The organism is Pseudarthrobacter sulfonivorans (assembly GCF_031454915.1).
Taxonomy (GTDB): domain Bacteria; phylum Actinomycetota; class Actinomycetes; order Actinomycetales; family Micrococcaceae; genus Arthrobacter; species Arthrobacter sulfonivorans_C.
The window spans coordinates 499,415-519,378 of the sequence record NZ_JAVDRS010000002.1; the positions used below are offsets into that span (position 1 = coordinate 499,415).

The following is a 19,964-nucleotide window of genomic DNA, read 5'->3' on the forward strand; positions in this document are numbered from 1 at the left end:
TTTACTGCAGTGTATGCCCGCCGGGCCCGCCATTCCCCGGGTCGAAACTGAGCCGCCTGTCAAGGACGGCAACTGCTGCCGCCTGCAGTGTCAGGTCATTGGCGAAGGCGTAAGCACGCAGCAGGAGCAGGGACTCCGCCGCCGTTGCTCCCGACTGAGCCAGCACCATACCGGTGGCCTGGTGGATCTCCCGGCGCGACATCAGCGCGGGCTCCACCGCGGGATCGGTATCAGGCGAATTGACGTTGAGGACTTTACGCAGGAGATACCACGAGGTCTGCCCGGACAGCACCGTCGCCGTTGACTGGTCGGAACGGCTCAGGGCCCCGGGCAGGTCGTGATACAACTCAACAACGCCGAGATCCACTGCCCCAACTGCCAGTGGGAAGATAAACAACGCCGCTGCCGCCGTGCCCTCGATGGCTTTGTGGAACATGGGCCACTCACCGTTTACGGTCTTCTGAGCATCGCCAAGCAGTACGGGCAGCCGGGTCTTCAGAGCCCGCCACCGCGGGCCCTCCCCCAAGCTGAACTGCAACTCATCAAGGCGCGCGGCGAGATCGTCACTGGCGGCCACCAACGTCTCAGCCGCTGTTCCGCCGAAGAGTGATACGGCCACACCAGTGATGGGCAGATGGGATAGATAGGGAGCACAGAGGTCTTCGTCACCCGCGACCACGCCGGGGGCAATGTCCATGGTCTGCCTCTGATCCCTGATTCGTCCCGCTGTGTATGGTCCGGCTGCGGGCTGAACCGGAACGGCGGAGTCGTCACTTCAAGAATACATTTGCTGCCAAGCAGCTCATGCCACGGGGCCCTCAGGCTGGAACGTCGTCGTTTTCCGCATTAACAAGTTGTGAGGTTTCCATCAGGTGGGCAAGCAACGCCAATTCCGGGGCGTGCGGGTGCGCGGCCAGGCATCTGTACAGGCGTCGCTTCACGTCGTCCAGTTCCGGCGGCGGATCATCAAGGATGGAGTCGATGATCTCACACGCCTGCCCCTGGAGCGGTGTGCTTCCCCGACCCAGGAATTGTCGTGTCACGAGCCTGGACATGCGGGAAACCTCACGCGCACTGCTTCTCAGAAATCCAGCCGTTCACGCGTCTCACCGAAGGGCACAGCCTCGCTGACAGCCACGGTGTAGGTGTCGTGCGCGTGCCGGGTCACCAGAATCCCGCATAGTCCAGTGGTGGACGCATACTGGCGGGCCAGGTCCACGGCTGAATTCAAATAGTCGTCCACCACGGACGCGTGACTGACTTTGACGAGGTACGACAGACCGTCGTCTACGATGCGGATCATGGGATTTGCTCCTCCTGGGGAACGCCAAAAATAGCGCGATGCCAGGGTCCGGGGCAGTACATTCAGCTTAGTCGATCCGCACGAAACCCAACAGATTTCCTGGCCTGCGCGCCGGATGTCACCGGCAGGAATCAGGAACTCAGCGGCGCATTGTCGATCAGCCGGACCGGCCCAACTTTGGCCGCGATAAGCGCCAGTCCCTCACCACGGAACGGCACTTTCCGGCAGTTTTCTGCGAGCGGCTCAAGCGTGCCCGGGTCCACCACATCGAAGTAGTCCAGCGCCACCAGCGGCTGGGACGCAACCAACGCCTGGGCAGAGTCGAGGTCCAGGGGTTCGTGGGCGTTTGCCCGCGCTTCCAGGAGGCGCAACGCCCGCGAAAGAACGAGGGCCGCTTCCAGCTCTTCGTCGGAGAGGAATCGGTTGCGGCTGGACAGCGCGAGCCCCTCCGCGGACCGCACCGTGGGCACGGCAACGATGTCCACCGGAAAGTTCAGGTCCGCCACCATCCGACGCACCAGCGCCAACTGCTGGGCATCCTTCTGACCAAAGTACGCGCGGTAGGCGGGCAAACCGGCACCACCGCCTGAGACGAAGGCACCGGCCGGCGGAAGGCCGGCACCCGGGATGCCGTAGTGCAGCAGCTTGGCGACCACCGTGAGGGCGCCGTCGAAATGCCCAGGCCGCGAGGCGCCTTCCCACTTCTCCCCCAACGAGCCGGCCGTCACCCTCACCAGCGGCTCGCCGCCGGGGTAGACCTCGTCCACCGAGGGTGCGAACACCAGGTCCACGCCTTGCTCTTCGAGCAGGGCAACATCGGCTTCGAGCGTCCGCGGGTAGCGGTCCAGGTCCACAGCGTCGCCGAACTGCAGCGGGTTCACAAAGATGGACGCCACCACTACGTCGTTCTGTTCGACAGCGGTCTTCGCCAGCCGGGCGTGCCCCTCGTGGAGAGCGCCCATGGTGGGAACCAGGCCCTGGGCCCTGCCCCCTCTTTCGGCCAGCAGCAGGGCACTCGCCGCCCGCAGTTCCGCCGCTGTTCGCACCACTTGGGCAACCATGTCAGGCTCCTTCTTCCAGGGCCGCGCGTATGGCGCCCAGTTGATCAGTTTTAAGCAGCCCGCGGTTTTCTGCCCGCCGGGCGGTGGCACGGGCCATGGCCAGGTACGCCTCGAGCACATCGCCGTGCGTCCCGGCGTCGTATTCCCGCAACGCCTCGGCGTGGGCTGCCACGGTTCCCGCGTCACCGCGGGCCACCGGGCCAGTCAGCGCCGATTCGCCGGAAGCCAGCGCGTTTTCCAACGTGGCGCGCAGCAGCGGCCCCAGCATCCGGGCAGGCTCGTCCACGCCCACGTCCCGCAGCAGCTGCGAGGCCTGGGCCACAAGCGTGACCAGATGGTTCGAACCATGGGCGAGGGCCGTGTGATACAAGGTCCGGTCACCCTCGGCGATGGCAACAGGCTCGGCACCCATCTCCACCACCAGGGCCTGCGCGATGGGCAGCATCGCGGCATCCGCCGTCACCCCGAAGGTGCAGTCGAGCAGGCGGGTCAGGTCCAGGCTCATGCCCGTGAAGGTCATGGCGGGGTGCAGGGCCAGGGGGATGGCTCCGGCAGCACGCACGGGGCGCAGGACGCCCACGCCGAACCGGCCCGACGTGTGCGCCACTAATTGTCCGGGCTGCCAGGCGCCGAGTTTCGCCAGGCCGTCCACCAGGCCTGCCAGCGCATCGTCGGGAACAGCAAGGAGGACCAGTTCGGAACGCTCCACGATGTCCTGGATCTCGAGGACCGGAACGCCGGGCAGCAACGCTTCCGCGCGTTCGCGGCTGGCCTCGGACACAGCGGAAACCCCGACGACGGCGTGTTCCGCCCCGCGAAGGGCGGCACCGAGCACGGCGCCTACTTTTCCGGCACTGATGATTCCGACGCCAAGGCGCCCGGGCTTAGCCACGGTGCGGGCCTTCCTGTTGGGGACTCGGGGTTTCCACCGGCTCAACCACCGGGGCGGGCTCAACCACCGGGGCGGGAGCGACTTGCGCCAGCCATTGTTCGCTGGTCTGCCGTTTGCGGGCCAGCCGTGCCCGGGCGGACTGTTCGTCGAAAAGCGCCCAGGCCTCGTCAACGCCAGCCTGGGTCAGCCGCGGTGAAACCGGCCCCGCTGTGGTGTGGAGAACCAGGTCCGCCAGCCCTAACCGCCGCGCGAGCGGGCCCTGGTGCAGGGCCATGGACTGGGTGCGCTGGTGCGGGACCATCACCAGCTGGCGCCACCAGCGGCCCGAGCGGATCAGCAGGGCCGTGTCCGTGGTGGCGAAGCCGTTGCGGCGCCAGCCCAGCGGCGCCAGGAGCCGCCCGCGGGGCGGTGTTGTGACGAATCCGCCGTCGGAATCCAGCCCGCTCAGCCCTGCTGCGAAGACGCGCCCCGGCTCCGGCGTTCCGGGATCAGGAAGCACCAGCGAAAGCATACTCATCACGTCGGGGAGCCTGCCGACGGGCAGCAGGGTGGTCCGCGGCGCCGCCTCGCCGTTGCTGCCCACAGCACCGTACCCTGCCACGTTGACGTGGATCCGGTACCAGCCGAAGATCCGCCAGAGCGGGGATTGGGTGATTCTCAGGGCCTGGATCCTGCCCGGCGGGAGCGTCTGTGCCTGCGTATCCAGGAGGCCGTAGCGCAGCCGGATCCCGTCCTGGGAGATCGCCGCGGTGAAGTTGTAGCCCTTGTTGAAGTATCCCCAGTAGCTCGCGGCCAGGCCGAGCGCAGCGGGAATGAGGTAGAAGTAGAACCCCCGGTTTTCGGTCACTGCGGACAGGATCACGGAGGCAATGCCGCCCAGAACCACACCCGCACTCTGCTCGCTGAGGAGCAGGGAACCAACAAGGCGCGACGGCGGCACCGACAGTACCGGATGTTCGGGCGCCTCGGGCGGGGCCTCCTGCGGCCGCGCCGGGTCCGGAACCAAGCCGGCGGCCCGCGCCAGGATGGTGGCCCGGAGCTGCCGGGCATCGTCCATCCGCAGGTACGCGAGCTTGACCGCCGACTCACCGGCGTCTGCCACCTCGAACTTGAGTTCTGCCAGCCCGAAGATCCTGGCCAGGAGGGGCTGGACGATGTCGATGGCCTGGACGCGGTCCAGCCGGGCCTGCCGCTGCTGGCGGAAGAGCAGGCCGGAGTTGACCCGGACGTACCCTTCGGAGACCTGGTACTTGGTGAAGTACCAGGTCAGGATGAAGCCCGCCACGGTAATCACCAGCACGATGCCGCCGCCGGCCACCAGCCAGGGTGCGCGGCCGGCGAAGCCCTCCTCGATGAGGGGACGGCCCTGCAGCATCCGTTCGAAGATGTCCCGCCCAAAGAAGAAACCAATGGCGGCCAGCGCTACCCAGCCGCGCACAAAAGGCGACGCCGGGTGCACACGCAGCCACTCGCCGTCGGGCGCTGGACCGGGCGCTGCAGTTGGCGCATCCGGCGCGCCGTGGCCCGGAACGTCAGCGGTCACAGTCCTGCCAGCCTGGCTTCGCCCCGGGCGGTGAGCTGCTCGCGCAGGCGTGCCCCTTCTTCGGCGGGCAGGCCCGGGATGGTGGCGTTTGTGCCGGGTGCGGCGGTGTGAAGTTTGAGCGTGCACAGGTTCAGCCCGCGTTCCACGGGTCCCACTCCGATGTCCACATACTGCATGCGGCCATAGGGCACCGCCATGGTCCGCTGGAAGAAAATGCCGCCGCGGATCAGCAGGTCGTCATCCCGTTCGGCGTAGCCGATGGCGCGCACCTGGCGCGGGATCAGCACCAGCCGCCAGATGGCAAGCACAAACGCCACGGCCGGCACCAGGATGGCCAGCCACAGCGGTGGCCACCGCCACCAGCCCAGGAGTAGGAAAACCAGCGGCAGCGTCAGGACAAGCAACGCGATCACATTTCCGATGGCCCACTGCACCAGCCGCACCGTGATGTATTTCGGTGACACCCGCTGCCATGAAATGCCCGATGGATCAATCGCCTCTGTACGCATATTCGCCTTCCCCTGCGGCTTCCCCTCGTACGCCGCGGCCGGGTTTCCCGTCGCCGGGCGATGCATCAGTGTCTTCGGGCGGGATCTTGCAGAACCGCTCCACCAGCAGCCCCACCACGATCATCACCAGCCCGCCGCCGGCTACGGCGATTGCCACCCAGGTGATGCCTTGGTCGCTGCGCAGGTTCCAGATGCGCAGCTGGTCCAGGAAGATCCCGGCGTGCCAGCCCAGCAGGACAGTGCCGGCGTAAGCGCAAGCCTGCGCGAGCACCAGGGTCCGGGCCGCGAGAATAGGGTCCAGTGCCTTCTTCCGCTTGGTGCTGTTGCGCCACCTGAGGACCCTGATCCCAAGAACCAGCGTGATGCCAACAATCACGGCCATGGTGGCCAGCGCGGTGGCCGGAAGAACCGGCGTGGCCATGCTGTAGCGGGTGGTCACCACCGTGGCTGACCAGCCGGCCACGGTCAGGACCAGGCCGATCAGCAGGAGACGGACGGAGTTGATGGGCTTCATTTCTATTCAACCGTCCCGGCTGTGGGGACGCCGTCGTAGTCGCCGAAGCCGTCAAACGGGACGATATCCGCAATGTCAGCGGCGCGGGCGGCCAGGACGCTGACCGGCTCGCCGCCCAGCGTTGCCGCCGGCTCGATGAGGGACCAGGGGTACAGGACAAAGGCGCGCTCGGCGGCACGGGGATGGGGCAAAGTCAGGTCCGGGTCATCGCTGGTGACGTCGCCGTACGTGATGATGTCGACGTCGAGCGTCCGGGGTCCCCAGTGCACTTCACGGACGCGGAGGTGCTTGTTCTCCACCGCGTGGCAGTGTGCCAGGAGCGCCTCCGGAGACAGCGTGGTTTCCACCGTCATCACCATGTTCAGGAAGTCGGCCTGCCCCGGAGGTCCGCCCACCGGTTTGGTCTGCACCACCGGGGAGACGGCCAGCAGCCGCACCTCCGGCGGGTCCACCAGGTCCGCTACCGCCCCGGAGAGGGTGTCGTTCCGTTCGCCCAGGTTGCTGCCGAGGGCCAGGACCGCTTTGGTGTAGCCGGTCATGGCCGCGCACCGTATGTCGGGACACTGCTCGGGGCACTGTGCTGCCGGGCCCGGTGCACGCTGACGGCAACATCGCCGAAGGGCACCTCGATGGGCGCCTGGGGCTTGTGGACGGTGATGTCCACGGCCCCGATGTTGAACTGGGCCAGCAGGTCCTCAGCGATCCGGACGGCCAGGGCCTCGATCAGGTTCAGGGGCTCCCCCGTGATCCAGTCCTTGATCCGTTCAGCCACTTCACCGTAGTGCGCGGTGTCCCGGACGTCGTCGGATTCCGCAGCTTTGGCGAAGTCCAGGTGCAGGACAGCATCCACTACGAAAGGCTGGCCCTCACGGCGCTCAAAATCGAACACGCCGTGATAGCCGACGGCCGTGACACCGCTCAGCGTAATCCTGTCCATGGGTCCCCCGGCCCTAGTGTGTGGTGCTGGCAGCCGCCACGCGTGCGGCGACCTTAACAGCGTCAAGGCTCGGTCCGACGTCGTGCACGCGGACGGCCCAGGCGCCGCGGAAGGCGCTGATGGCAGTAATGGCGGCGGTGGCGGCGTCGCGCTCCTCCGGAGCAGCGGACTTGCCGGCAACTGTCAGCAAGGTACCCAGGAAGCGTTTGCGCGATGCAGCCACCAGGACCTTGTGCCCCAGGCTTTCCAACTGGTCCAGGTTCTGCAGGAGCTCCCAGTTCTGGGCGTCGTTCTTCGCGAAGCCCAGGCCCGGGTCAATGATGATCTGCTCCGGACCCACACCGGCGGCATACAGCTTGTCCCGCACGCCGGCCAGCTCCGAAACTACTTCGCCGGCAACGTCCTTGTACTCGGCCAGGGAATTCATGGTGCGGGCATCTCCACGGCGGTGCGTGAGGATGTAGGGCGCCTTGGACGTGGCTACCAGTTCTGCCATTTCGGCTTCCATGGTCAGGCCAGAGACGTCGTTGATGATGGCGGCGCCGGCCTTCAGCGCAGCCGCAGCCGTGGATGCGTGGGTGGTGTCGATGGAAACCAGGGCACCGGCCTTGACCAGGGCCTCTATGACGGGGAGCACCCGGCGCTGTTCCTCCTCCGGGCCGACATCCTCAGCGCCAGGCCGGGTGGATTCGCCGCCGACGTCGATGATGTCCGCCCCTTCGTAGAACATCCGCAGGCCGGCCGCAATGGCGGTGTCCGCCGTCGCGTGCTTGCCGCCGTCGCTGAAGGAGTCCGGGGTGACGTTCAGGATGCCCATGACCAAGGTCCGGTCGGCGGGCAGGTCTGCGAACTTCGCTGCCGGGCGCGGTTTACGCAGGATGGGCAGCGGAGACGTTGCGGGCCCGGTGCCCGGGGCTGCAGCTAGTGAGTCCATGGTCTGATAATTACCTTCCGAGGATGAGGCTCATGGCCTCGGCACGGGTGGCCGGGTCATGGAGCTGCCCGCGTACCGCACTGGTGACGGTCTTCGCACCGGGCTTGCGGACACCGCGCATGGACATGCACATGTGTTCGCATTCAACAACAACAATCGCGCCACGCGGCTTGAGGTGGCTGACCATTGCTTCAACGATCTGAGTGGTGAGCCGCTCCTGCACCTGGGGGCGCCGGGCGTAGATGTCCACGAGCCGTGCCAGCTTGCTCAGCCCGGTCACCTTGCCGTCGTGCGAGGGGATGTAGCCCACGTGAGCCACCCCGTGGAACGGCACCAGGTGGTGCTCGCACGTGGAGTAGAACGGAATGTCCTTGACCAGGACCAGTTCTTCGTGGTCCAGGTCAAACTTGGTGGACAGGACGTCCGCGGGGTCGAGGTGCAGCCCGGCGAACACCTCGGCATAGGCTTTGGCCACCCGCTTGGGCGTGTCCTGCAGCCCGCCGCGGTCCGGGTCCTCACCGATAGCCAGCAGGATTTCGCGGACGGCAGCTTCAATCCGCGGCCGGTCCACTTTCTCGTGCTTTTTGTGGTGGGATCCGTCCTCCGCCGGGTGTCCAGCGGAGGCGTGGGCGTCGTCATCGTCGAAGTGGTTCACAGAAGAAAGCTTAGCCGCGCAGGGCGTCTGGCCCCGAGTCGGGGATTCCGCCCTGGAACGGAGCGTCCTCCGGAACACCCTGCGGGTGCGGGGGCTGGGCATCCAGCGGCTCGTCCAGGCGGGCCTGCTTGGCTTCCTCCTGGGCTTCGCGCTCGGCCTTCTCCTGGCGGGATTCCACCGGGCCGGCCTGCTGGACCGGACGGGTCTCCTTGGACAGCCACACCTCGCGGAAGTCGCGCTTGCGGATGTCAGTGAAGATCTCCGCGATCTCGGCCTGGTTCAGGGTTTCCCGTTCCAGGAGTTCCAGGGCCAGCTGGTCCAGGACGTCGCGGTTCTCGATGAGGATGGCGTAGGCCTCGTCATGTGCCTGGTCGATCAGGCGCCGCACTTCCTCATCCACTACGAAGGCGATCTGGTCGGAGAAGTTGCGCTCATGGCCGGCATCACGGCCCAGGAAGGGCTCGCCGCCGCCCTGGCCAAGGCGTACAGCACCGACACGCTCGCTCATGCCGTATTCCGTAACCATCTTGCGGGCCGTGGAGGTGGCCTTTTCGATGTCGTTGGAGGCACCGGTGGAGGGGTCATGGAAGACGATTTCCTCCGCCACGCGGCCGCCCATTGCGTACGCCATCTGGTCCAGCAGTTCGTTGCGGGTCACGGAGTACTTGTCGTTGTCCGGCACCACCATGGTGTAACCCAGCGCGCGGCCACGGGGCAGGATGGTGATCTTGGTGACCGGGGCAGAGTTCCGCAGGGCCGCCGCCACCAGGGCGTGGCCGCCTTCGTGGTACGCGGTGATCTTGCGTTCGTGTTCCTTCATGACGCGGCTGCGCTTCTGCGGGCCCGCCATGACGCGGTCGATGGCCTCGTCCAGCGCGCGGTCGTCAATGAGGTTGGCGTTGGAGCGCGCGGTCAGCAGTGCGGCTTCGTTGAGGACGTTGGCGAGGTCGGCACCCGTGTAGCCGGGGGTCTTCTTGGCCACGCTCTTGAGGTCAACGCCGGGCGCCATCGGCTTGCCCTTGGCGTGGACCTGCAGGATCTGGTCACGGCCGATCAGGTCCGGAGCCTCAACCGTGATCTGGCGGTCGAAGCGGCCCGGACGCAGCAGCGCCGGGTCCAGGACGTCCGGGCGGTTGGTGGCCGCGATCAGGATGACGTTGGTCTTGACGTCGAAGCCGTCCATTTCAACCAGCAGCTGGTTGAGGGTCTGCTCACGTTCGTCGTTGCCGCCACCGATGCCGGCGCCGCGGTGGCGGCCTACGGCGTCGATCTCGTCAACGAAGATGATGGCGGGCGAGTTGGCCTTGGCCTGCTCAAAGAGGTCGCGGACACGGGATGCGCCCACGCCGACGAACATTTCCACGAAGTCGGAGCCGGAGATGGAGAAGAACGGTACGCCGGCCTCGCCGGCGACGGCGCGGGCCAGGAGGGTCTTGCCGGTTCCGGGAGGGCCGTACAGCAGCACACCCTTGGGGATCTTGGCGCCCACGGCCTGGAATTTGGCCGGTTCCTGCAGGAACTCCTTGATCTCCTGGAGCTCCTCGACGGCCTCGTCAGCACCGGCAACGTCAACGAAGGTCACCTGCGGCATGTCCTTGTTGACCATCTTGGCCTTGGACTTGCCGAACTGCATGATCTTCGAGCCGCCGCCCTGCATACGGGTCATCAGGAACCAGAACAGCGCACCGAGCAGGATCACGGGAATCAGCAGCGAAAGCAGGCCGGAGAACCAGTTGCTTTCGATCGGCTGGTCCGTGTAGCCGTTGGCCGGTCTGGAGTCAGTGACTGCCTTGACGACGTCGGCGGCGCGGGCATCAACGAAGAAGAACTGGACGCTCTTGCCCTTGTCCTGCCCGTCCACTACCCAGGGATCCTTCAGGACCAGGTCCACACGGTTTTCGCCGTCGAAGATTTTTGCCTGCTCAACCTTGCCGCTGCCGGCGAGCAGCTCCAGGCCCTTGTCGGTGTCGATCCGTGCCGCGCCACCGGGAGCCAGCGTTGCAAAGGCCACAAGGAGCATGGCGATCACAACAACGATCCAGATGCCCGGGCCCTTGAAGAAACTCTTAGCTTTCATCTGATCGGGGGCTGGCCCCGTCCCTCCTGGTAGTGCTGCACGGCGAGTGGTCTACGCGCGTGTGGGTGCTGCATCAGCTACTAGCTATACACCGTTCCGAGTAAATCACGCACGATGTCACTCAAAAGTTCCCTGTGGGCGTAGCGGGACCGGGGAGGCAACGCGGAACTTCCCCCGGGTCAGCCGACGGTGGCGACAGCCAGTTTCCGGAGGATGGCCTTGCCACCCTTGACGAACACGGACGAACCATGGGTGCCAACGCGCGGGAAGACCAAGTCGGTCAGGACCACCTTCCCGCCTTGCGCGAAGACCTCCACCGAGCAATGGTCGACGACGATGCGCAGCGTGAGCACTCCGTCCTCCAGCGGCACGGGAGCGGAGTCCACGGACGCGAAGGTCGTGTGGAAGGTTGTGTCCCCCACCGCCGTGCGGTCCAGGCTCAGTACCCCGACGGCGGGATCGTAGTCAATGACGGCGGCACCGCCGTCGGCGTCTTCCCAGAGCCGGAAACCGCAGTGTTCCGCGGTGCCGGGCAGGATTTCAGCGTCGATGACCTGCGCCTCGCCCGGCAGGATTTCCGGCAACGCCAGCACCCCGTGGAGCTCGCGTCCGTCCAGGCACTGGACCTGGTTAAGGGGCGGAAGGATGGGCGCCTGGGCCAGGGATGGGCGGCCGCCCACGGTTTCCAGGGCGACCTCGCGGACCAGCGACATCCCGGACCGCCAAGGGAACGTGGGCAGGCTGTTGGCGTAGTCCCAGTTGTTAAGCCAGCCGATCATGAGTCGCCGGTTGTTCGGAACATTGCTGAAGGAGACGGCGGCGTAGTAGTCGCGGCCCCAGTCCAGCCAGCGGCATTCGCGCAGGCCTTCCAGGCCAGTGCCGGAGCCCGCGCCGGTGGTTCCGAAAACCGGGGAGTCCAGCAGCGACGACGGATCCGGCGTGAACGTGACGCCGTCGAAGTCGCCAACGAAGTACTGCCCGCCGGAGCCTCCTGCCACTGCACCGGGGTTGACATTGACCACCAGCACCCACTTTGTCCTATCCGGATCGCCGTCCACAGGCAGCGGGAACAGGTCCGGGCATTCCCATTCGCCGCCGGCGGCGTTGGCCGGTCCGAACTCACTGGCCAACTCCCACAACCGCAAGTCTGCGGAGCGGTAGAAGACCACCGTCTGATCCCCCGCTTCGACGGCTACCATCACCCAGTACGGGCCGTCAGGGTGGGGGTAGCTGAAGACCTTGGGGTCGCGAAAGTTCGCCGAACGGCGTGTAAGCACGGGGTTGCCGGTGAACTTGGTCCAGGTCATGCCGGCGTCGTTGCTGTAGGCCAGGGACTGCGCCTGAGTGCCTTCGTGGGCTGTTTCCGGCTTGTAGGCGCTGGTGTAGATGGCCACCAGGGGCGGGTTTTCCGCGTTGCCGAAGCCAGAGCTGTTGGTGTGGTCAACCACAATGCTGCCGGAGAAGATATCCTCCGCGTCGTCGCAGGCGATGGCCACGGGCTGCTCGATCCAGTGCACGAGGTCGGTGGATGTTGCGTGGCCCCACGACATGTTGCCCCACACGTCCCCGTGCGGGTTGTTCTGGTAGAAGAGGTGGTAGGTGCCGCGGTAGAACACCAGGCCGTTGGGGTCATTGAGCCAGGTGTCCCGCGCCGTGTAATGAAGGGCGGGTCGCAGGTGCGGCGTTCCGGCCGGGGCCGTTTCGGGGCGTGCGTCATCAAGGCAACTGGACATGGGTGGTGGTCCTTGGTCTGTGTCGGTGGTTTATGGCTGTGGCCCTTGGAACTGGCGGTAACGCAGCAGCGGTCAGCGCACGGGCGCCGCCACGGAATCGCGCTTCACCAGGGGGCAGTCCAGGATGGTTGGGTGGAGCGCCATGAGGGCCAAGTCCGTCTTGCCTTCGATGGCGTCGATCAGGTTCTCGGCGGCCCAAGCACCCATTTCGTAGTGCGGCAAGGCCACCGTTGTCAGGCCCGGGTACAGGTTTGCCGCGATGAGTTCCTGGTCATCGAAGCCCACCACTGACAGGTCCCCAGGTATGGACAGCCCCAGTTCCGCCGCGGCCCGGTAGGCGCCCATGGCCATCCGGTCGTTGTAGCAGAACAGTCCAGTGGGCCTGTCTTCACGCCCCAGCATCCGGCGGGCCGCCTCATAGCCTCCCTGCACTTCGGAGAGCTCCGACTCGACAGGCGCCGCATCGCCGTCGAGCCCTGCCTCCGTCAGCGTGGCACGGAAACCGCGGAGGCGGTCCCTGGTGGCGGGGACGTCGTCGGTGTTGTTGAGGAAGCCGATGCGGGAGTGGCCGGCGGACAGGAGGATTCCGACGGCGGCACGGGCGCCGCCCTCCTCGTCCGGCACCACGGCCGTGATGCTGCCGCTGGTGCTGACGGAGTCCACCAGCACAGCCGGTACGCTGCCAAGGTTGACGGGCAGCTGCACGTGGCGGTGGTACATGGTGGCGTAGAGGATGCCGTCAACCCGGCGCTCCAGGAGGGCCTCGACGTCGGCATCCCTGGATTCTGGGCTCGCGGACCCGGACGTGTTGATGATCATCAGGTTGTAGCCGCGGGCGCGGGCAGCTTCGTCTGCGCCCAGGATGATGCGTCCTGCATGCGGTGTAGTGGCGATGTCCTCGCTGACCAGGCCAAGCATTCCGGTCCGCTGGGTACGGAGCGCCTGGGCCAGGCGGTTGGGACCGTAGCCGAGCTGCTCGGCAGCTGACTTCACCTTGTCCCTGGTTTCCGGGCTGATCCGTGCGTACGACACGTCATTCAGGACATGGGAGACAGTGGTCACAGAGACGCCGGCGGCGACTGCCACGTCCTTGATGCCTATGTTCTTGTTGCTCAACGGTCTCCCACGTCCTCATGGTGTTGGTGCTGTACCAGTAAGGCTACAGACGGGTAATCGTTTCCCTGGCGTGGCCGTGGCCTGAGGGGGTTACTGGGCCACAAGTGCATGTGCCGCCTGGGAACCGACCGTGGGTGTGGCCCTAAAGGCATTAACAGCCCTGTCTGCGATAACTTGGGCGTCGCTTCCGGAATCAAGGATCGTATTCCGGGCTGATTCGGAATCGACCATGACGGCCGTAACGGCGAGGGCGTCCGAAGCCTCGGTGGTCAACAGGGCGTCCACCTGAGCAGAGAAGCAGGAGTCACTTGACTTGGAGTGAACGTCCATCGCCACCACGTGGTTGTTGGAGACGAAGTTGCCGACCCCCGCCATCAGCCGGATGACGACAGGGGTCGCACCTGCAGGCCGGATGCTCTGTGCGTCGATGATCTCGGAGAAGTGGTTGCCGACGACAGAGTTGTTGCTGCCGCTGACACAGAGAAGTCCGTAGAGGTCGTCCAGTCCGTTGTCGACGCCCAGGAAGGGCGTCCAGGGCTCATGGTCACGCAGGAAGTGATTCGTGGCCACGAGGTTCTCCGAACTGTTCGCTGCAAGAATCACCATCCCGGGGTAGAACGAATGCAAACGGTTGTTGGTGACGCTTGAACGCGTGACGCCGTCGAGATGGACGCTGCTCGCACCACGGGGGAAGACGTTGTTCGCGGTTATCAGGAGCCCGCCATGGTTCTCGGCGTAGATCGAGTGACCCTTGAAGCCCGCTCCGACCAGGTTGTCGGTGATCTTTGATGCCTGTCCCCACCCCCGCAGCTCGATGCAGCTTCCGCATTCAGCGATGAAGTTGTCGTGAACGGAAAGCGCATCCGCGTTGTAGATAGTGAGAGCGTTCTCAAGGTAGACGAACCCCATGCCGGTTACGCGGAATGAGTCATTGGCGTTCGCCACGTAGATACCGGTCTTGCCGTTGACGTAGGTGTTCTCCGGATGCATCCCCGAGCCATCCGGGGTGAAGTGCAACCCGTCGATGCAGAAGTTGGAGAACTCCACCGAGCTGATCCGCGGGCTCCCGCTTCGCTCAACGTAGAACGCGGCTCCCTTGGATTCCTCCCCGTCGCCGCCGAGGGGAATGTCGACGAGAATGCGACTCCCTCCGGGCCACAGCTCATGCAAGTCGGGCCATTCGTCTTCGGGAACATTGAACCGGATGCTCGAGGACGTAAAGCCGTGTCCCGAGCCATGGATGCTGAGGAAGCTGACGTCGATCACCACCTGCGTACGAAGGTGGTAATCCCCGGGCGGAATGTAGATCACCGCGCCCGGCTTTCCTCCACTGTTCGCATCGGCGACCGCCTGCCGGTCCTTGATGTCAGCGATGATGCTGTTGATTACTTCACCGACGTCCTCGGACGGATTGCCGACGGGCCACGTTGTCACGTCGTAGTAGTTGTTGCTTGACATGGGTTCTTCCCTTTGTGTTGTGGTTTCTCAGCCCTTGACGGCGCCGAGAGTCATGCCTGCGACGATCTTGCGCTGCAGGAGAAGCGTGAGCAGGATGACGGGGATGGAGTAGACGGCGGCGAGCGCCGTCATGGATCCCCAGTCGAGTCCGAACTGGGTCTGGAAGTTTGCTATGACCACGGGTGTGGTCTGGGACCGGACGGCGGTCATCAGGAGGGCGAAGAGGAACTCGTTCCATGAGGCGAGGAACGCGAAGATCGCCGTGACTGCGATGCCGCCGGACACCACCGGGATGACCACCCGCCACAGGGCTCCGAGCCTGCTGCAGCCGTCCACGGTGGCCGCTTCCTCCAGGTCCTGCGGCACGGCTTCGAAGAAGCTGGACATAAGCCAGATCGAAAGCGGAAGCGAGATCGTGGTGTGGGCGATGGACAGGGCGATCGGCGTGTCAGCGAGTCCAGCTGCCGACATCATCGATGCGAGCGGGATGCCGATGGCCACCGGCGGCACCATGCGGGTGACCAGGGCCGCCATGATGAAAACGCGGCCGCTGGGTGTCTTGTATCGCGTGATGCCATAGGCGGCCGGAACTGCCAGCACGAGGGACAGGACCGTGCTGATGATGGCCGTCTGCGCGCTGTTGATGAAGGAGGCCAGCACCCCGCTGCGTCCCAGGGCGTTGGTGTAGTTCTCCAGCGTCCATTCCCTGGGCATGATGGTGGGCGGCACGGCGATGGTGTCGATCGGCGTCTTGAATGACGTGAACAGCAGGTAGAGGAACGGGAAGCCGTAGAGGATCATGGCCGCCGCGAGCAGGATCCAGAGCAGCGTCCTGGTGCTGCGCTTGCCCACCTCAAGGCCCTCGGCGTAGTGGCGACGGCGGCGCGCACCGTTGCCTCCTGAAACCTGGGTGGGGAGCGCGGGAAGCGCTGTTGTGGTTGGCATGGTGGTCTCCGTTGCGGCTGGTCCGTGAAGGCGGGAGTCTGCGAGGCTCATCAGTTGTCCTTTCCTGGCCGCCAGATGGTGGAGACAGCGACGAAGGCGACGGCGAGCATGGCCAGCAGGTAGATGGTGCCCATGGCGCTTGCCAGTCCTGGATCGCCGAAGCGGATCATGGTGCGGTAAATGAGGAGGCTCATGGTTTCGGAGGCGGACTGGGGGCCGCCGTTGGTCTGGATGAGGATGGTGTCGAAGGCCCGGGCTGCGTCGATTCCGCGGACCACCAGCGCGACGGCAATGACGGGCCGCAGGAGGGGAAGGATGATCCGGAACAGCATGGCAGGCGCCCTGGCCCCGTCCAGGCGGGCCGCTTCAATAATGTCACCGGGGATGTTCTGCAGCCCGGCAAACAGCACCAGGCACATAAACGACGTGGTGAGCCAGATGTCCGGAATGGCCACCGAGAACAGCACAATGTTGGGGTCGGACAACCAGCCGATCTGATTCGGGTTGGCCAGCAGCCCGGCCTGGTGCATCAGTGTCCCGATCAGGCCGAAGTTGTCGATCATGAGGAACTTCCACAGCAGGCCAGCCACGATCGGGGCGATCATGAGCGGGTACAGGAACACGGTCCGCCAGATCTCGGATTTGCGGCCCAGCATCGTGAAGAGCAGGGCCATGCCCAGCCCGAGGGCGAATTCGAGGGTGACCACCACCAGGGTGTAGGCCAGGGTCCGCCAGCCAGCGCCCATGAAGGCTTCCGAGGTGAATGCCCTGACGTAGTTGTCCAAGCCCACGAAGTCGCGGGGGCCGCCGGCCATGGGCGAGATTTTGAAGAAGCTGTCCGCGATGAGTCGGAACAGCGGGTAGGCCACGAATACTGCCAGGAACAGGGCCGCCGGAGTCATGAGATACAGGGCGAAGCGGCGATCGGAGATACGCACGGTTTTCTCTTCTGTTGGTTTGGGGCCGCGGCCGGCACCGCATTTGCGGGCGGTGCCGCGCTGGCTGGTGCCGGCCGCGGAGTTTTTACTTGAGGAGGTCCTGGATCTGCTTCTTGGCGTCAGCCAGGAGGGTGGCGGAGTCCCCGCCGGCCACAGCCTTCTGCAGGAGGGGCACCAGGACGGTGTCCACGATCTGCTGCCACTTTTCGGTTGCCGGCCGGGTGGCGGTGGCGTCACCGTTGAGTGTCTTGATCAGTGGGCCGAAGCTCTCGTACCCGGCCTTGTCCTGGTACTTCTCGAAGGCCGAGATGCGTGAGGCGAGGCCCAGGCTGGACTCGATGCCCATGCTGTTGTAGTCATAAGCGCACTTGACGAACTTCTTGGCGTTGTCCGTGTTCTTGGTGGCCTTGGGGACGGAGAGGTACCAGGGACCGGGAACGCCGGCCACGCCTGCGCTGCCGCCAATCATCGGAGCCGCGCCCACCTTGCCGGCCACCGGTGCATCCTTCGGGATCTGGCGGTAGGCGTGGGCCCAGAAGCGGGTCATGACGGTTTTGCCTTGGTTGAACAGGTTCTGGGCAGCGGCCCAGTCCACCTGTGCGGCACCCGGAGGCGCGTATTTGGTGAGGCTGGTGTAGAAGTCCAGCGCCTCCCTGTGGGCGTCGTTGTCGATGACCACGTTGTTGTTTTCGTCCAGGACCATTGGGGAGCCGGCCTGAAGAACGTGTGCCAGCCACTCGGTCTCGACGCCGCCCTTGACGTCGGTTCCGTACATGCCGTCCTTGGTGAAGAACTCGGAGATGTCCTTGTACTGCTGCCAGGTGGTGGGAGCCGCGAGGTCGTAGCCGTACTTTGCCTTGAAGCCGGCCTTGTTCGCGGCGTCTTCAAAGAGATCCGTGCGGTAGAGGATGATTTCGGCGTTGGTCCAGGCGGGCATGCCGATGAAGTGGCCGTCCACGTTGGCTTCCTTGACGAGGGCCGGGAAAATGTCCTTCTTGGCTTCGTCGGTGAAGAGTTCGTCGATGGGCTGGACGGCGTCCTTGAAGCTGGGCAGCCATACGGAGTCCAGTGCTGCGACGTCGAAGGAGACGTTGCCGGAGGAGAACTCGCTGGAGAGCCGGTTGAACATGCCGTCATAGGGCAGCTCGACGAAGTTGACGTCGATTCCCGCGTCATTCTTGCACTGCTGGGCCACGCCTGTCAGCTCGGCGTGGCCGCCGGCCTCCACCAGGACGTTGACGGTGCTGGCGGCGCTACCCGAGCTGGTCGGGCCCCCAGCGCCGCACCCGGTGGCCGCAAGTGCGACAGCGGTGCAGAGGCCGCCGATGGTGGCGAACCTGTTGATCATCTTTCGAGTGGACATCGCTGTCGACTCACTTTCTCTCGAACGGAATGGCGAGACGGTTTGTGGGGTGAAAAATCGTTTTGCCAAAACGACTTGGCACCAACGTAGGCCTCGCGCCGACGAAGTGTCAAGGGTCACAGTCTGGGAAGTTTTGCCTGTTGACGGAGGTGGCCGGCGCGCATAAGTCATGAGCGGTCATTGCATTAGTTCGGCCACTTTGGCGCATTTTGACACCGCAGCCCGCATCCGTCCCGGGCGACGCCGCAATCCCCGGCGCTGGATTTTCCAGAGCTTAAACGCCGGCGGCGGCCTCCGAAGAGGCCGCCGCCGGCATTGTCGCGTGTGAGTCTTTACTCGTAGACGTGCGGGGCGAGCGTGCCCACGAAGTCCAGGTTGCGGTACTTCTCGGCGTAGTCCAGGCCGTAGCCCACCACGAACTCGTTGGGGATGTCGTAGCCAACGTATTTGACGTCGATCTCCACCTTGGCAGCTGTGGGCTTGCGGAACGCGGTGCAGATCTCCACGGACGCGGTGCCGCGGGATTCCAGGTTCGTCTTGAGCCAGGACAGCGTCAGGCCGGAATCGATGATGTCTTCAACGATCAGGACGTCCTTGCCCATCAGGTCCGTATCGAGGTCCTTGAGGATGCGGACCACGCCGGAGGACTGGGTTCCGGAACCGTAGGAGGATACTGCCATCCAGTCCATCGAAACGTGGCTGTGGAGCGCGCGGGCGAGGTCGGCCATGACCATCACAGCACCCTTGAGTACGCCGACGACGAGGATTTCGCGGCCTTCGTAGTCCTTGTCGATCTGGGCAGCGAGCTCGGTGATCCGCTGCTGGATCTGTTCCTTGGTGTAGAGAACGTGCTTGAGGTCTGCCTGGACGTCGTTTGAATCCACCAATGGCTCCTGTGTAGATGCGGGGTGCGACTATTCTTGGGGCGGTTTTTGAGGCCGGAATACTAGCTTCCCACAGCGGGCCGCCTCACGGGGAACGGGAATGCCGCCATCGGGCCTGTCAGGGGCCCCGGGCTGCGTTTCCGCCGTGTCCCGCTGGGCCAGCTCGGCGAGTGAGAGCCGGTAGACACTCACCCCGCCGGGAAGTTCCACGGGACCGGCCGAACCCTGCCGCCGCAGCAGCGCTTCCGCGGCCAGAAGGCGCTGGTAGCTGGGCTGTTGACCCCCGACGTCGGCTGCCGCCTTGGCGATGACCCGGAACCTGATGGCCGGGGAAAGTGCGCCGAGGGCGTCCTCGGGAAGGCTGATTTCCGGGCCGGACCGCTGCACCAAATCGGCGTATGTGCGTTCTGCCACGTCCTCCAGATAGTCTGCGTCCAGCTGCAGGATGGACGCAGTCCGGGCGAGCGATTCAGCCACTCCCGGCCCGAGCTTTTCCTCCAGCAGCGGCAGCACTTCCACCCGGGTCCGGGAGCGGGCGAAGGCCGGATCCGAATTGCTGGGATCGTGCCAGGGCTGCAGTTCCTCAACATGGCAGATCTCGAGGGTGTCCTCGCGGCGCAGGCCCAGGAAGGGCCGGAGCAGCAGGCCGCGGGCGGGCCGCATCCCGGCCAGCGAGCGCGTGCCGGAACCGCGGGCCAGGCCGAGGAGGACCTGTTCTGCCTGATCGTCCAGGGTGTGGCCCAGCAGGATGGCGGCGGCACCCTGTTCAGTTGCCGCTGCTTCCAATGCTGCGTGGCGGGCGTCCCGGGCGGCGGCCTCGGGGCCCATGCCGGTACTGTCGACGTCGACGGTCCGGACCTCCACCGGGGAGAGCCCCAGTTCCTTCAGGGCCTGGGCGGCGGCCGCGGCCACCTGGGCCGATCCCTCCTGCAACTGGTGGTCCACCACCACGGCACCCACGGTCAGCGGGTGCCTGTCAACATGGCCACGGCGGGCAAAGTAGGCTGCGACGGCGGCGAGTGCCAGGGAATCCGGGCCACCGCTGCAGGCCACCAGCACGTGGGCGGGATAGCCGGCCTCCGCAAGGGCGTTCTGAAGCATT

Annotated in this window: 21 protein-coding genes; all 21 read right to left on the bottom strand. The window is 65.4% G+C overall.

Annotated features, from left to right (window positions below; genetic code table 11):
* Position 1: 1 nt before the first annotated feature.
* The 21 genes from J2808_RS06275 to tilS all read right to left on the bottom strand — a co-directional run bounded on the left by J2808_RS06275 (position 2) and on the right by tilS (position 19,963).
* Entirely contained in the window at positions 2-697 is a 696-nt protein-coding gene (locus tag J2808_RS06275) for a GAF and ANTAR domain-containing protein (RefSeq protein ID WP_309813292.1), read from the bottom strand.
* 121 nt (positions 698-818) lie between these two features.
* Positions 819-1,055: a hypothetical protein gene (locus tag J2808_RS06280; RefSeq protein WP_309813294.1), complete on the bottom strand. Its 237-nt coding sequence runs from the start codon at positions 1,053-1,055 to the stop codon at positions 819-821.
* A 26-nt stretch (positions 1,056-1,081) separates the two neighbouring features.
* A complete protein-coding gene (locus J2808_RS06285; protein WP_309813297.1) occupies positions 1,082-1,303 on the bottom strand; it encodes a hypothetical protein in 222 nt (73 codons plus the stop codon).
* A 131-nt stretch (positions 1,304-1,434) separates the two neighbouring features.
* Entirely contained in the window at positions 1,435-2,364 is a 930-nt protein-coding gene (locus tag J2808_RS06290; protein ID WP_309813299.1) for a 4-phosphopantoate--beta-alanine ligase, read from the bottom strand.
* A gap of 1 nt (position 2,365) precedes the next feature.
* Positions 2,366-3,256 carry a Rossmann-like and DUF2520 domain-containing protein gene (locus J2808_RS06295; RefSeq protein ID WP_309813301.1) on the bottom strand — a complete coding sequence of 297 codons (891 nt, stop codon included), beginning with the start codon at positions 3,254-3,256 and terminating at the stop codon, positions 2,366-2,368.
* Positions 3,249-4,799 carry a PH domain-containing protein gene (locus J2808_RS06300; RefSeq protein WP_397427997.1) on the bottom strand — a complete coding sequence of 517 codons (1,551 nt, stop codon included), beginning with the start codon at positions 4,797-4,799 and terminating at the stop codon, positions 3,249-3,251. The genes J2808_RS06295 and J2808_RS06300 overlap by 8 nt, the downstream gene beginning before the upstream one ends.
* Positions 4,796-5,308 (bottom strand): PH domain-containing protein, encoded by a 513-nt coding sequence (locus J2808_RS06305; protein ID WP_309813302.1) that lies wholly within the window; start codon positions 5,306-5,308, stop codon positions 4,796-4,798. The genes J2808_RS06300 and J2808_RS06305 overlap by 4 nt, the downstream gene beginning before the upstream one ends.
* Positions 5,289-5,822, bottom strand: coding sequence for a DUF3180 domain-containing protein (locus J2808_RS06310; protein ID WP_309813305.1), 534 nt, complete (start codon positions 5,820-5,822; stop codon positions 5,289-5,291). The genes J2808_RS06305 and J2808_RS06310 overlap by 20 nt, the downstream gene beginning before the upstream one ends.
* Positions 5,823-5,824: 2 nt before the next feature.
* On the bottom strand, positions 5,825-6,361 hold the full coding sequence (gene folK, locus J2808_RS06315) for a 2-amino-4-hydroxy-6-hydroxymethyldihydropteridine diphosphokinase (protein WP_309813308.1): 537 nt from the start codon (positions 6,359-6,361) through the stop codon (positions 5,825-5,827).
* Positions 6,358-6,759 (bottom strand): dihydroneopterin aldolase, encoded by a 402-nt coding sequence (gene folB / locus J2808_RS06320; RefSeq protein ID WP_309813312.1) that lies wholly within the window; start codon positions 6,757-6,759, stop codon positions 6,358-6,360. Before folB ends, folK begins: the two co-directional genes overlap by 4 nt.
* 13 nt (positions 6,760-6,772) lie before the next feature.
* Positions 6,773-7,693, bottom strand: a complete 921-nt coding sequence (gene folP, locus J2808_RS06325; protein WP_309813316.1) for a dihydropteroate synthase — start codon at positions 7,691-7,693, stop codon at positions 6,773-6,775.
* Positions 7,694-7,703: 10 nt separating this feature from the next.
* Positions 7,704-8,348, bottom strand: coding sequence for a GTP cyclohydrolase I FolE (folE, locus tag J2808_RS06330; RefSeq protein WP_309813319.1), 645 nt, complete (start codon positions 8,346-8,348; stop codon positions 7,704-7,706).
* Between the two features lie 10 nt (positions 8,349-8,358).
* Positions 8,359-10,425 (bottom strand): ATP-dependent zinc metalloprotease FtsH, encoded by a 2,067-nt coding sequence (ftsH, locus tag J2808_RS06335; protein ID WP_309813321.1) that lies wholly within the window; start codon positions 10,423-10,425, stop codon positions 8,359-8,361.
* 179 nt (positions 10,426-10,604) lie between these two features.
* On the bottom strand, positions 10,605-12,158 hold the full coding sequence (locus J2808_RS06340; RefSeq protein WP_309813324.1) for a glycoside hydrolase family 32 protein: 1,554 nt from the start codon (positions 12,156-12,158) through the stop codon (positions 10,605-10,607).
* A 72-nt stretch (positions 12,159-12,230) separates the two neighbouring features.
* Positions 12,231-13,274: a LacI family DNA-binding transcriptional regulator gene (locus J2808_RS06345; RefSeq protein ID WP_309813326.1), complete on the bottom strand. Its 1,044-nt coding sequence runs from the start codon at positions 13,272-13,274 to the stop codon at positions 12,231-12,233.
* A gap of 90 nt (positions 13,275-13,364) precedes the next feature.
* Positions 13,365-14,732: a right-handed parallel beta-helix repeat-containing protein gene (locus J2808_RS06350; protein ID WP_309813329.1), complete on the bottom strand. Its 1,368-nt coding sequence runs from the start codon at positions 14,730-14,732 to the stop codon at positions 13,365-13,367.
* 27 nt (positions 14,733-14,759) lie between these two features.
* Positions 14,760-15,677, bottom strand: coding sequence for a carbohydrate ABC transporter permease (locus J2808_RS06355; RefSeq protein WP_309814204.1), 918 nt, complete (start codon positions 15,675-15,677; stop codon positions 14,760-14,762).
* Positions 15,678-15,727: 50 nt separating this feature from the next.
* Positions 15,728-16,615: a carbohydrate ABC transporter permease gene (locus J2808_RS06360; RefSeq protein WP_309813332.1), complete on the bottom strand. Its 888-nt coding sequence runs from the start codon at positions 16,613-16,615 to the stop codon at positions 15,728-15,730.
* Positions 16,616-16,700: 85 nt separating this feature from the next.
* Positions 16,701-17,978 carry an ABC transporter substrate-binding protein gene (locus J2808_RS06365; RefSeq protein WP_309813335.1) on the bottom strand — a complete coding sequence of 426 codons (1,278 nt, stop codon included), beginning with the start codon at positions 17,976-17,978 and terminating at the stop codon, positions 16,701-16,703.
* Positions 17,979-18,310: 332 nt separating this feature from the next.
* The gene (gene hpt, locus J2808_RS06370) at positions 18,311-18,862 is read right to left on the bottom strand and encodes a hypoxanthine phosphoribosyltransferase (protein WP_018762659.1); all 552 of its coding nucleotides are present in this window, start codon (positions 18,860-18,862) and stop codon (positions 18,311-18,313) included.
* 30 nt (positions 18,863-18,892) lie between these two features.
* Positions 18,893-19,963: a tRNA lysidine(34) synthetase TilS gene (tilS, locus tag J2808_RS06375; RefSeq protein ID WP_309814206.1), complete on the bottom strand. Its 1,071-nt coding sequence runs from the start codon at positions 19,961-19,963 to the stop codon at positions 18,893-18,895.
* Position 19,964: the final 1 nt, after the last annotated feature.

Excerpts from the sequence above, each read along its gene's own strand:
- J2808_RS06275 (WP_309813292.1), bottom strand. The coding sequence starts at position 697 with ATGGACATTGCCCCCGGCGTGGTCGCGGGTGACGAAGACCTCTGTGCT.
- J2808_RS06280 (WP_309813294.1), bottom strand. The coding sequence starts at position 1,055 with ATGTCCAGGCTCGTGACACGACAATTCCTGGGTCGGGGAAGCACACCG.
- J2808_RS06285 (WP_309813297.1), bottom strand. The coding sequence starts at position 1,303 with ATGATCCGCATCGTAGACGACGGTCTGTCGTACCTCGTCAAAGTCAGT.
- J2808_RS06290 (WP_309813299.1), bottom strand. The coding sequence starts at position 2,364 with ATGGTTGCCCAAGTGGTGCGAACAGCGGCGGAACTGCGGGCGGCGAGT.
- J2808_RS06305 (WP_309813302.1), bottom strand. The coding sequence starts at position 5,308 with ATGCGTACAGAGGCGATTGATCCATCGGGCATTTCATGGCAGCGGGTG.
- J2808_RS06310 (WP_309813305.1), bottom strand. The coding sequence starts at position 5,822 with ATGAAGCCCATCAACTCCGTCCGTCTCCTGCTGATCGGCCTGGTCCTG.
- folK (WP_309813308.1), bottom strand. The coding sequence starts at position 6,361 with ATGACCGGCTACACCAAAGCGGTCCTGGCCCTCGGCAGCAACCTGGGC.
- folB (WP_309813312.1), bottom strand. The coding sequence starts at position 6,759 with ATGGACAGGATTACGCTGAGCGGTGTCACGGCCGTCGGCTATCACGGC.
- folP (WP_309813316.1), bottom strand. The coding sequence starts at position 7,693 with ATGGACTCACTAGCTGCAGCCCCGGGCACCGGGCCCGCAACGTCTCCG.
- ftsH (WP_309813321.1), bottom strand. The coding sequence starts at position 10,425 with ATGAAAGCTAAGAGTTTCTTCAAGGGCCCGGGCATCTGGATCGTTGTT.
- J2808_RS06340 (WP_309813324.1), bottom strand. The coding sequence starts at position 12,158 with ATGTCCAGTTGCCTTGATGACGCACGCCCCGAAACGGCCCCGGCCGGA.
- J2808_RS06350 (WP_309813329.1), bottom strand. The coding sequence starts at position 14,732 with ATGTCAAGCAACAACTACTACGACGTGACAACGTGGCCCGTCGGCAAT.
- J2808_RS06355 (WP_309814204.1), bottom strand. The coding sequence starts at position 15,677 with ATGCCAACCACAACAGCGCTTCCCGCGCTCCCCACCCAGGTTTCAGGA.
- J2808_RS06365 (WP_309813335.1), bottom strand. The coding sequence starts at position 17,978 with ATGTCCACTCGAAAGATGATCAACAGGTTCGCCACCATCGGCGGCCTC.
- tilS (WP_309814206.1), bottom strand. The coding sequence starts at position 19,963 with ATGCTTCAGAACGCCCTTGCGGAGGCCGGCTATCCCGCCCACGTGCTG.